At 67.3% G+C, this 11,829-nt stretch carries 10 protein-coding genes; 5 read left to right on the forward strand and 5 right to left on the reverse strand.

Translation table 11 applies throughout. The features are described 5' to 3' along the window. The first annotated feature begins 107 nt into the window (after nt 1-107). Nucleotides 108-983 (forward strand): GNAT family N-acetyltransferase, encoded by an 876-nt coding sequence (locus ACQR1Y_RS09885; protein ID WP_434876123.1) that lies wholly within the window; start codon nt 108-110, stop codon nt 981-983. A 115-nt stretch (nt 984-1,098) separates the two neighbouring features. Here the strand turns inward: ACQR1Y_RS09885 and ACQR1Y_RS09890 are convergent, their stop codons facing one another. From ACQR1Y_RS09890 to ACQR1Y_RS09910, 5 genes are all read right to left on the reverse strand, one after another. After that, complete coding sequence (locus ACQR1Y_RS09890) at nt 1,099-2,475, reverse strand: aspartate aminotransferase family protein (RefSeq protein ID WP_434876122.1); 1,377 nt, start codon at nt 2,473-2,475, stop codon at nt 1,099-1,101. 91 nt (nt 2,476-2,566) lie between these two features. After that, nucleotides 2,567-4,033: an NAD-dependent succinate-semialdehyde dehydrogenase gene (locus ACQR1Y_RS09895; RefSeq protein WP_434876334.1), complete on the reverse strand. Its 1,467-nt coding sequence runs from the start codon at nt 4,031-4,033 to the stop codon at nt 2,567-2,569. A 58-nt stretch (nt 4,034-4,091) separates the two neighbouring features. Beyond that, entirely contained in the window at nt 4,092-5,135 is a 1,044-nt protein-coding gene (locus tag ACQR1Y_RS09900; protein ID WP_434876121.1) for a tartrate dehydrogenase, read from the reverse strand. A gap of 41 nt (nt 5,136-5,176) precedes the next feature. After that, entirely contained in the window at nt 5,177-5,533 is a 357-nt protein-coding gene (locus ACQR1Y_RS09905; protein ID WP_434860099.1) for a cupin domain-containing protein, read from the reverse strand. A 27-nt stretch (nt 5,534-5,560) separates the two neighbouring features. Beyond that, complete coding sequence (locus ACQR1Y_RS09910; protein WP_434876120.1) at nt 5,561-6,496, reverse strand: 2-hydroxyacid dehydrogenase; 936 nt, start codon at nt 6,494-6,496, stop codon at nt 5,561-5,563. 399 nt (nt 6,497-6,895) lie between these two features. Between ACQR1Y_RS09910 and ACQR1Y_RS09915 the strand changes: the two genes are divergently transcribed. Genes ACQR1Y_RS09915 through ACQR1Y_RS09930 form a run of 4 tightly spaced genes read left to right on the forward strand, consistent with a single transcriptional unit; the run spans nt 6,896 to nt 11,706 of the window. Next, entirely contained in the window at nt 6,896-7,762 is an 867-nt protein-coding gene (locus ACQR1Y_RS09915) for a GNAT family N-acetyltransferase (protein ID WP_434876119.1), read from the forward strand. A 10-nt stretch (nt 7,763-7,772) separates the two neighbouring features. Continuing rightward, entirely contained in the window at nt 7,773-8,924 is a 1,152-nt protein-coding gene (locus ACQR1Y_RS09920) for a DSD1 family PLP-dependent enzyme (protein WP_434876118.1), read from the forward strand. A gap of 50 nt (nt 8,925-8,974) precedes the next feature. Continuing rightward, on the forward strand, nt 8,975-10,252 hold the full coding sequence (locus ACQR1Y_RS09925; protein WP_434876117.1) for an NAD(P)/FAD-dependent oxidoreductase: 1,278 nt from the start codon (nt 8,975-8,977) through the stop codon (nt 10,250-10,252). Continuing rightward, complete coding sequence (locus ACQR1Y_RS09930; RefSeq protein ID WP_434876116.1) at nt 10,249-11,706, forward strand: aldehyde dehydrogenase family protein; 1,458 nt, start codon at nt 10,249-10,251, stop codon at nt 11,704-11,706. Before ACQR1Y_RS09925 ends, ACQR1Y_RS09930 begins: the two co-directional genes overlap by 4 nt. Nucleotides 11,707-11,829 lie beyond the last annotated feature (123 nt).

The following is an 11,829-nucleotide window of genomic DNA, read 5'->3' on the forward strand; positions in this document are numbered from 1 at the left end:
GGCCGGCTGCCCATGCCTGATTGTTTTTCGTGTGTTTCTTGGAGATGATCAGGTATGCCGACGTCTCTCCTGGCTTCATCCATCGACGGCGATAAGGCGATCTGACGATGCAAGACTCCGTCCGCCTCAAATCTTTCGAGTTGTTTCCGCAGGACATCGCCGACGTCGATGTCAACCTGCTCCACGCGCTCACCCTCAGCGTCGGCTGGCCGCATCGACCCAACGACATCGAGCTCATGCGCCGGGCCGGCAAAGGCATCGTGGCTGTCGACGGCATCGGGCGTGTCTTCGGAAGCGCGATGTGGTTTCCTCATGGAGCTGACTTCGCCACGATCGGCCTCGTGATCACGGTGCCGCGCACGCAGGCGCAGGGTGGCGGCCGCTGGCTGATGGACCACGTCTTCTCTCAATGCGGATCTCGCCGCCTCAGCCTCAACGCGACCAAGGCGGCCTATGGGCTCTACCATTCTCTGGGCTTCACGAAGGAAGGCGTCGTTCAGCTCTACGATGGTGAGGTTTCGTGGGACGGGCGCTCGCTGCCGCATCTGGACGGTCGGATCGAAGGACTGACCGCGGAGTCGATCCGCGAGATCATGCCTCTCGATCTGGCCGCCTTTGGTGTCGATCGGGAGCGTCTTCTCAGGCTTTTGGCCGAGGTGTCGACCTTGCGCGTGCTCCGGCGCCACGACCGGATCGTCGGCTACTCCATGTGCCGCGAGTTCGGTCGCGGGCACGTCATCGGTCCGATCGTCGCGTCCAATGACGCGGATGCCATCCACCTCGCGGCGGTCCATATGGAAGCGCTGCAAGGTCGATTCGCCCGCGTCGATACACGCTCGCAAGGCGCCTTTGCTGAATTTCTCACCCGCAGCGGGCTCGTCGCTGGCGAGGCCGTCACGTCCATGTGGAAGGGACGCCCGTTCCTGAACGAGGTCGCGGGCAACCCGATCGTCTATGGCTTGGCCAGCCACTCGTTCAACTGAGCTGCAGCGCCGAACGCGACGTTCGACAGTGCGCGGCGAGGCGTTGCGTTTCAGCTTTCGCCGTCGTCCCGGGGATCGTCTGGGACGACGGCGAATGATTCAGCCTTGCATGAGTTCAGCCTGTCATGGCCTCTCGCACATCAGCATCGGCGAGCGTCTCGTCCAATGTGCGGCGGGTGCGATCGATGATGCGGTCGATGTCGTCATCCGTACAACAGAGCGGCGGCGCATAGCCGAGGACGCCGTTTGGAAAGGCGCGCACGACGAGGCCGTTGTCCCAGGCGCGGTCGAAGATGCGCCGTCCTGGCTCGGCCGCCGCCGGAAGCGGCGTCTTCTTCTCCTTGTTCGTGACGAGCTCCACCGCCGCAAGCATGCCGCGCCCGCGCACCTCACCGACGAGAGGATGATCTGCAAGACCGCGCAGCCCCGCCATCAGCCGCTGTCCGACGCGGCGGCCATTCTCCAGGAGCCCGTTCTCATAAAGATCGAGGCAGGCGAGCCCGACGGCCGCGCTGACTGGGTGGGCGGAATAGGTATAGCCGTGTCCGACCGCAGATGCTCCGGCGCCATCGGCAATCGTTTCATAGACGCGGTCGGAGAGGAACACCGCGCCCATCGGGCAATAGCCCGAGGTCAGTCCCTTGGCGACCGTCATCAGATCGGGAACGATGCCGTCGTCCTCGCAGGCGAATAGCGGACCGGTGCGTCCGAAGCCGGTGATCACCTCGTCGGCCACGAACAGGATGTCCAGCTCTCGGCAGGTATCCCGCATGGCCTTGAGCCAGCCCGACGGCGGCACCAGCACGCCGCCCGATCCCTGGATCGGCTCGACATAGAAGGCGGCGACGCGCTCCGGCCCCAGCTCCTCCACCTTAGCACGCAGCGCCGCAACCGACGCCTTGATGATCTCCTGCGGATCGCTGCCGACCGGGTTGCGGTAGCTGTAATGAGAGGGGATCTTGTGCTGCCAGTCGAACGGCACGCCGAAGCCTGCATGGAAGGCCGGAAGCGCCGTCAGGCCCGCGCCCGTGGTCGACGATCCGTGATAGCCCTGCATCACCGAAATGAACTGATCCTTCTGGGGCTTGCCCAGGGCATGATAGTAGAAGCGGATGAAGCGCACGGTCGAATCCACCGCATCCGATCCGCCGAGCGTGAAGTAGATGTGGTTGAGATCGCCGGGCGCCCGTTCGGCCAGTGCCGCGGCGAGCCGGATCGCCGGCTCCGAGCCGAGCCCGAAATAGCCGGTCGCATAGGGCAGCTCGCGCAGCTGGCGCGTCGCCGCCTCGATGATCTTGTCCTGGCCGTAGCCGGCGTTGACACACCAGAGGCCGGCGAAGCCGTCGATCAGCTCGCGGCCGGCGGCGTCGGTGACGGTGGCGCCGCGGCCGGTCTTCAGCACGCGGACGCCGGCCTGCTCATGGCCGCGATAGGACGCCACGGGGTGGATGAGATGGGCGCGATCCAGTTCGACCAGCGAGTTCGGCAGCATGGGACTTCTCCTGTAATGGGCCGCATCCGTGCTCGTCGCGATGCGGCCGAGCTGGAGGGGGCGGGGCGCCCCCCAGGATGCGAGCGGGGCGTCAGGCGCTCGGCCTGAGGCCCGCGATGTGGAACGTCTTCACTTCGAGATATTCTTCGATGCCGAGCGAGGAGCCCTCGCGCCCGAGACCGGACTGCTTGACGCCGCCGAACGGCGCGACCTCGGTGGAGATGGCTCCGGTGTTGAGACCGACCATCCCGAATTCCAGCGCCTCGCCGACGCGCCAGGCGCGCGACAGCCCCTCGGTGTAGAAATAGGCGGCGAGACCGAAGGGCGTGCCATTGGCGATCGCGATGGCTTCCTCCTCGGTGCTGAAGCGGAACAGCGGTGCGACTGGGCCGAACGTTTCCTCGGACGCGAGCAGCATCTCCGTGGTCGCGTCGCCGATCACGACCGGACGGGCATATTGTGCGCCGGAGGGCATGTCGGCGCTTTCCGCGAGGATCCGGCCGCCCTTCGCCTTGGCATCGGCAACATGCCGCTCGATCTTGTCGATCGCCGCACGATTGATCATCGGACCGATGGCCACGCCTTCGGCGGTGCCCGGGCCGACCTTCATGGCCTTCACGCGGCTCGCGAGCCGTTCGGCGAAGGCGTCGTACACACCCGCCTGGACCAGGATGCGGTTGGCGCACACGCAGGTCTGGCCGCCGTTGCGGAATTTCGAGGCGACGACGCCCTCGATGGCGAGGTCGAGGTCCGCGTCGTCGAAAACGATGAAGGGCGCGTTGCCGCCGAGCTCGAGGCTCAACCGCTTGATGCTGTCGGCCGCGCCGCGCATCAGGAGCGCGCCGACCTTCGTCGATCCCGTGAAGGAGATCTTGCGCACGACCTCGCTCGCCAGCAGCGCCTTGCCGATTCCGGCCGGCATTCCCGTGACGATGTTGATGACGCCGGCCGGAATGCCGGCGCGCTCGGCGAGCACGCCCAGTGCCAGCGCCGAGTAGGGCGTGAACTCCGAGGGCTTGATCACCACCGTGCAGCCGGCCGCGAGCGCGGGCGCAATCTTGCGGGTGATCATCGCGTTCGGGAAATTCCACGGCGTGATGATGCCGCAGACGCCGACGGCTTCCTTCAAGACGATGATACGACGATCGGGCGTCGGCGAGGGGATGGTCGTGCCGCCGATCCGCCGTGCTTCTTCTGCAAACCATTTCACGAAGCCGGCGCCGTAGCGGATTTCCGCCCGCGCCTCCGGCAGCGGCTTGCCCTGCTCGGCGGTGAGGATGCGTGCCAGGTCCTCCTCGTGCTGCAGCATCAGCGCATGCCAGGCCTCGATCAGGGCGGCGCGCTCGGCATGCGTCTTTCGCTTCCAGGACGCGAAGGCGCGCCCCGCGGCCGCGATCGCGGCCTCCGTCTCGGCTTCGCCCATGTCTGGCACAGTGCCGATGATGGCCTGCGTGGCAGGGTCCAGCACGTCGATTGTCCCGCCCGACGCCGCGTCCTGCCAGCGGCCGCCGATCAGGCCCTGCGAGCGCAACAGGCCGTGGTCCTTCAACTCCATGATCTCATTGTCCTCGTTGTTGGAGCATGATCGTGTCGCGAAGCCGGTTTTCACGTTTCCCCTAGCCGAGCGCCGTGAGAACGGCGTTGGCGATGGCATCCGTCTTGTCCCGGCCAGGCTGTGCGCCGATGCCGCGGGCCGTGGTGGCCTCGATGGCCCGCATCACGTCGGCGGCGGCCTCGCGCTCGCCCAGGTGCTCGAGCATCATCGCCCCGGACCAGATGGTGGCGATCGGATTGGCAATGCCGAGCCGCGCGATGTCCGGCGCCGAACCGTGCACCGGCTCGAACATCGAAGGCGCGGTGCGCTCGGGATTGATGTTGGCCGACGCGGCGAAGCCGAGCCCGCCCTGGATGGCGGCGCCGAGATCGGTGAGAATGTCGCCGAACAGATTGGAGGCGACCACGACGTCGAGCGTTTCCGGCGCGCTGACCATGCGGGCCGCCATCGCATCGATGTGGTAGGAGGTGACCTCCACGTCCGGGTATTCTTTCGCCAGTGCGCGCGTCATCTCATCCCAGAACACCATCGAGTGCTTCTGGGCGTTGGACTTCGTGACCGAGGCGAGCCGTCCGCTTCGGGTCCTGGCCTGCTCGAAGCCAAATCGCAGGATGCGTTCGACGCCGTGCCGGGTGAAGATCGCGGTCTCCACCGCCACCTCGTCGGGCGTGCCGACATGCACCCGGCCGCCAGCGCCCGCATACTCGCCCTCGGTGTTCTCCCGGATGCACAGGATGTCGAAGCTCGTCTTGCGCAGCGGGCCATCGACTCCCGGCAGCAGGCGGTGCGGGCGGATGTTGGCATATTGGGTGAACGCCTTGCGGATCGGCAGCAGCAGCCCGTGCAGCGAGACCGCATCGGGCACCTCGGCCGGCCATCCCACCGCGCCGAGGAAGATGGCGTCGAAGCCGCGCAGCGTGTCGATGCCGTCCACCGGCATCATCTTGCCCGTCTCGCGATAGAACGCGCATGACCAGGGAAAGCGTGTGGCGGCCAGCGCGAAGCCGCGACGCGACGCCGCGCGCTCTAGCACGGGCCAGGCCGCGTCGACCACGGCCGGGCCGATGCCGTCGCCGGGGACGAGGGCGATGGTGTAGGACTTCATGGATTTCCTCAAAACTCAGGCACGCGCGCGGGCCGCGAGCGTCACTCGTAGACGCAGACGTAGATCTTGCGGACGGTCTCGATGGTGCGCCAGATGCCGACGAAGCCGGGCTTCATCGCAAAGCTGTCGCCGGCGCGGAACGTGAAGGTCTTGCCGCCTGTCTCTTCGATCTCGATCAGGCCCGACAGGATGTGGCAGAACTCGAAGGTCGTGCCCTTGATCGAGTGGGTCTCGCCGGGCGTCGCTTCCCAGACGCCCGTCTTGATCATCTCGCCGCGCGATTCATCCTGGCTCCAGGTCTTGAATTTCGGCGAACCGGAGATCAGCCGCTCGGGCAGGGGAAGCCCGTCCTTCGGCGTGAACTTCGGATCTGGGTCGATCGGGATGAGAAGCGACATGCGTGACTCCAGGCTGGGTTTGAGAGATCAGTATCCGCGCGCGCGATCGACCAGGCCGATCATCGGCTGGCCGTCGCGGTGGCGGCGGATGTTGTCGATCACGGCGTGCGCCGCCGTCTGAGGCTGCGTGACGCTCGCCACATGCGGGGTGATTACCACCTTGGGGTGGCGCCAGAGCGGATGATCGGCGGGCAGAGGTTCGGGATCGGTGACGTCGAGCACGGCTGCCGACAGCTGTCCTCGATCGAGCGCGGAGAGCAGCGCAGCCGTGTCGAGCTGCGGACCGCGACCGGCTTGCACCAGTGCGGCTCCCTGCGGCAGGCGGGCAAATAACTCGGCATTGAGCAGACCACGCGTCTCCGCCGTCAGCGGCAGCAGGCACACCAGGATGTCGGTTCGCGCCAGGAAGCCCGACAGCTGCGCAGCGCCGTGGAAGGTCTCGACGCCTGCGATGGTGCGCGGCGAACGGCTCCAGCCGGCCAATGCGAAGCCGAACGGCGCGAGCCGGTCCATCGCCGCCTGCGCCAACATGCCGAGACCCAGGAAGCCGATGCGCCGTGCGCTGGCCTGCACAGCAGGCAAAGGCCGCCAGACCGCTTCGCTCTGCTGCATGGCATAGGCGGGCCAGTCGCGATGCAGCGCCAGCACCGAGAGCGCGACATATTCCTGCATCATGCGCACGATGCCGTCTTCGACCATGCGCACCACCGCGATGCCGGCCGGAAGGCCCGCGCCGTCGAACTGATCCACGCCCGCGCCGATCGAGAAGATGACTTCCAATCGGCGGTAGCGATCGAGGTCGGCCGGGATCTTCCAGGTGATGAGGTAGCGCACGTCGTCCGGATCGACCGCCGCCGCATTGTCCGCGAAGATGACGTCCGGGAGGTCGCGCGCGAAGGCCTCGCGAAACACCGCCGCGCGTTCCGCGGTGGAGTTGAACAGGAAGACCGGCCGACCGTTCATGCGCAGAGCCTTTCAACGAGCGAAGAGATCATCGTGGGGCATTGGTGGAGTGCGCCTCGCGCGATGCAGTCGTCGGAGCGATGAGCGCGGACGACGTCGCCGGGCTCGCAGATGATCCATCCGTCTGGACTGCGCTCAACGTAGAGAAACGGCTTGGCCGTTCGCGCCGTAAACTGAGGAATTTCGGAAGATAATATCGAAAACGGACGGGTCTGCAGTCGAACCTTCTGCGCGTCTCGGATCACCTTGATCGCACCGACAATGCGGCGGAGCGGCTCGTTCAACTCCCCGGACGACCGGATCCGAACGCATTTCCTCTCACCGAAAGGCCGCGGGGAATGGGGGCTGCGATGCCCTCCAAATTCCCGTGGAAACCTCATTGAGATACCTGAGCGCAGCATGAAAACCGCAGACATCCGGGATCGTGTGACCGCGGCGGACGACGTCTCGCTGGTCCCGTTCTCGGCCCATCACCTTCCCGGCGCGCTCAAACTGTCCCAGGAGATGCGCTGGCCCTATCGGATCGAGGATTGGGCGTTCGCCCTGCAACTCGGCGAGGGGTTCGTTCTCGAGCGCGACGGCGAGGTCGTCGGCACGGCCGCGTGGTTTCCCTATGGCGAGGACTGCGCCACCATGGGGATGATCATCGTCTCGGGCGCGGCGCAGGGGCGCGGCTATGGCGCCAGGCTCATGGACAGGCTGCTGTCCGTGGCGGGCGCGCGAACGGTGCTCCTGAATTCGACCGAGGAGGGCCAGCTCCTTTATTCCCGACGGGGCTTCCGGCCAGCCGGCACGATCCATCAGCACCAGGGCCCTGCCGGGCAGTTCGAGGCTCCTCCGCTCGACGTCGTGCGCCCCATGGTGGCGTCCGACGTCGCGGCCGTCGCGCGCCTCGACCGCGAAGCCACCGGCTTCGAGCGGCGTCCCTTGCTGGAGCGTTTGCTGGAGGTCGGCGAGGCCGACGTGCTGCTGCAGACGGGCGAGGTCGCCGGCTACGCGATCGCGCGTCTGTTTGGCCGTGGCCACGTCATCGGCCCCGTCGTGGCGCCGACGGCCGATGCGGCGCGTCTCCTGATCCTGGCGGCTCTGTCACGCCTGCAAGGCTGTTTCGTGCGCATCGACACGGCGGCCGAGACCGGCCTGTCCGCATGGCTCGAGACGATCGGTCTCGCCCAGGTCAGCGATGCGCTCACCATGGTTCGTGGCACGATGCCGCCGAGCGGGCCGTCGCGGGTGTTCGCGCTCTCGAACCAATCGCTCAACTAGGGAGGCCGGGATGCCGCACGCCTCTGCCACGAGCCTCAAAGGCCTGCCCACTCCGGCCCTCATTCTCGATCGGACCCGGCTGGACCGCAACATCGCGCGTCTTGCCGGCCGCATGACGGCTCTCGGCGCGACCCTGCGGCCGCACATGAAGACCGCGAAGTCGATCGACGTCGCCCGGCATGTCTTCCCGCATGGGCCCGGTCCCGTGACCGTCTCCACCATGGCGGAGGCGGACTACTTCGCCGATCACGGCTGCCGCGACATGACCTATGCCGTCGGCATCGCGCCTCACACCGCCAGTCGCGCGATGACCCTTCGCAAGGCAGGCATCAACATCAAGGTGCTGCTCGACACCGTGGAGCAGGCTGCCTTTCTCGCCGAAGCAGGCCAGGCGGCGGGCGTGACGCCGGCTGCCTTCATCGAGATCGACTGTGACGGCCATCGCGGCGGGCTGCGGGTCGACGACGACAAGCTTCTCGAGGTCGCCGCGGCATTGAGGGACGGCGGTTCGGCGCTTGCGGGCGTGCTGACTCACGCGGGCGAATCCTACGCCCTTCATACGCCCGAGGCACTCGCGGCCGCGGCGGAGAACGAGCGCGCCGTCGCCGTGAAGGCCGCAGAGCGCCTGCGCGCCGCAGGGCATCCATGCCCCATCGTCAGCGTCGGCTCGACACCGACGGCGCATTTCGCTGCCGCGCTCGACGGCGTGACGGAAGTGCGGGCGGGCGTCTACATGTTCTTCGACCTGGTGATGCACGGCATCGGCGTCTGCGCGACCGACGACATCGCCCTCTCTGTTTTGTCGACCGTCATCGGCGCCAAGCCCGAGAGGGGCTGGATCATCGTCGACGCCGGCTGGATGGCTCTCTCGCGCGATCGCGGTACGGCGGGGCAGCGGGTGGACCAGGGCTATGGACTCGTGTGCGATCTCGCGGGACGGATCTATCCTGATCTGATCGTCGCCCATGCCAACCAGGAGCACGGAACGCTCGCGATCCGCTCCGGCTCGTCCCAGCCGTTGCCGGATCTTCCCGTCGGCACCAAGCTCCGCATCCTTCCCAACCACGCCTGCGCCACCGGCGCTCAGCATGATCGCTATCACGTGGTCGCCGGCGAGAGCGCCGCGATCGAGGCGCAGTGGCCGCGGATCCGCGGCTGGTAGCTGCCTGGGGACCACGCATGATCTTCCTTTCTCTTCGAGCCGGGTGATACATGAAGCTCACATCCTACTGGCTGGACACGTCCGGGCCGTTCTCAGGCGGCGCCAAAGGGCCGGTCGAAGGCACATATGACGTGGCGGTGGTCGGCGGCGGACTGACCGGTGCCTCGGCCGCGCTGGCGTTGGCCAAGAAGGGGGCGCGCGTCGTCTTGCTCGAGGCAGAGACGATCGGCCACGCCGCCTCGGGCCGCAACGGCGCGATGTGCAACAACGGCTTTGCTCAGGACTACGGGATGATGTCCGACAAGCTCGGGCGTGAGGCCGCCGATACGCTCTATCGCGCGTTCGACGCCGGCGTCGACATGGTCGAACGGCTCGTCGCGGAAGAGAAGATCGACTGCAACTTCGCCCGCGTCGGCAAGATCAAGCTGGCCGCCAAGCCCGAGCATTACGACAAGCTGGCGCGCGGTCAGGAACTGCTCGCCGCGCATGTCGATCCCGACACTCACATGGTCCGGCGCGAGGACCTTGCGTCCGAGATCGGGTCGGAGCGCTATTATGGCGGCCTCGTCTATCGCAAGAGTGCGGCCATGCATGTCGGTCGCTTCGTGCGAGGCCTTGCTGAAGCGGCCGCGCGTCGCGGCGTGGCCATCCATGAGCAGACGCCGATGACCGGCCTGACCGCCGCGCGCGGCGGCGGCCACCTCGTCGATACGCCGAAGGGCCGCGTCACGGCTCGGCAGGTTCTCCTCGCCAGCGGCATCTCGCAGGTTGGGCCGCTCGGCTGGGTCCGGCGCCGCATCGTGCCGGTCGGCGCCTTCCTGATCGTCACCGAGCCCTTGCCCGTCGACCTGCTCGACAGGCTGCTTCCCCGCAGGCGCAATGCGGTCGACACCAAGAACCTCGTCAACTACTTCCGCACCACGCCGGACAACCGGCTGCTGTTTGGCGGCCGCGCCCGGTTTGCCGTGTCGAACCCGGCCTCCGACGAGAAGAGCGGGGCGATCCTCCGCGCCGCGCTTCATGACGTGTATCCCGAACTGCGCGACGTGCGGATCGATTATTGCTGGGGCGGCATGGTGGACATGACGCGCGATCGCCTGCCGCGCGCGGGCGAACGCAATGGCATCTACTACTCCATGGGCTATAGCGGCCATGGCACGCAGATGGCCACGCTGATGGGAACGATCATGGCCGAGGTCATGGACGGACAGGCCGCGCTGAACCCCTGGAAAGACTTCGCCTGGCCCGCCATCCCCGGCCATTTCGGCAAGCCGTGGTTCCTGCCTCTGGTCGGTGCCTACTACCGCATCAAGGACCGCTTTCAATGATCGATCCGATCCGGCATCTGGACGAGGCGGGTCATCTCGACGCGTTCTTCATCGATGGCGGCTGGCGCAAGCCGGAGGGGACGGAGCGGGCTCCGGTCGTCAACCCCGCGACGGAAGACGTCGTGGCCGAGATCCCGCTCGGCCGTGCGGCGGATGTCGCGCATGCGGTCTCTGCCGCGCGTCGCGCTTTTCCGCTCTGGTCCCGCACGCGCGCCGAAGAGCGCGCTGCGCTGCTCTCGCGTGTCCATGCGCTGATCCTCGAACGGCAGGAACTGCTCGCGCAGGCGCTGACCTGCGAGATGGGCGCTGCGATCAGCTACGCGCGCCAGGCGCAGGTGCCGCTGGCGGCCGAGCACATCCGCGTCGCGCGCGACAATCTGGCCGGCTTTCCCTTCATCTCGCAGCGTGGTGCCACCGCGATCCTCAAGGAAGCGATCGGCGTCTGCGCGCTGATCACGCCGTGGAACTGGCCGCTCTACCAGATCACGGCCAAGGTCGGTCCGGCGCTGGCGGCCGGCTGCACGGTGGTGCTCAAGCCCAGCGAGCTCTCGCCGCTGAATGCGCTGCTGTTCGCCGAGATCATCGCTGAGGCGGGCTGTCCGCCCGGCGTCTTCAATCTCGTGCAGGGCAACGGGCCGGTGGTCGGCGAGGCAATGGCGTCGCATGTCGATGTCGACATGGTCTCGATCACGGGCTCGACGCGCGCCGGCGTGCTCGTGGCCCAGGCCGCCGCTCCCACGGTCAAGCGCGTCGCCCAGGAACTCGGCGGCAAGTCCCCCAATGTCGTGCTGCCGGACGCCGACCTCGCCCGCTGCATCCCGCTCGGTGTCGCCGCCGCGATGCGCAATCTCGGCCAGTCCTGCAGCGCCCCCACGCGCATGCTGGTGCCGCGCCGGCGCCTCGCCGAGGTCGAGGCGTTGGCCGGCCAGGCAGCGGCGTCATTCGTCGTCGGCGACCCGCTGGACGAGGCGACGACGCACGGGCCGATCGCCAACCGCGCGCAATACGCGCGCATCCAGTCCATGATCGAGGCAGGCCTGGCGGAAGGTGCGAAACTCGTCATCGGCGGACCCGGCTGTCCGGCGGGACTGAAGGCCGGTCTCTATGCGCGCCCGACCGTGTTCTCCGACGTCCGGCGCGACATGACCATCGCGCGCGAAGAGATCTTCGGCCCGGTGCTCGCGATCATGGCCTATGACACGGTGGACGAGGCGATCGAGATCGCCAACGACACGGTGTACGGACTGGGCGCTCACGTGCATGGCGCCGATATCGACGCGGCGCGCGCCGTCGCCGCCCAGCTCCGCGCGGGCCAGGTCCACATCAACGCACCCGCCTGGGACCCGCAGGCCCCGTTCGGCGGCTACAAGCGCTCCGGCAATGGGCGCGAGTACGGTCTAGAGGGCATGGAAGAGTATCTCGAGACCAAGTCGGTCCTCGGCTTCTATCCGTGAGCGCCCTGTTGCGGCAGGTGGTTTGAGCGGGACGCCGATGCCTGCAACCGCTCACGCAACACGACGGCTCGGCGTCGAACGGCAGGCCCTGTTCAGCGCCTGCATCAGGTGAGCCTGCATTGC

Source organism: Bradyrhizobium sp. HKCCYLRH3099, from assembly GCF_051167855.1.
In the GTDB taxonomy this organism is placed as follows: Bacteria; Pseudomonadota; Alphaproteobacteria; order Rhizobiales; family Xanthobacteraceae; genus Bradyrhizobium.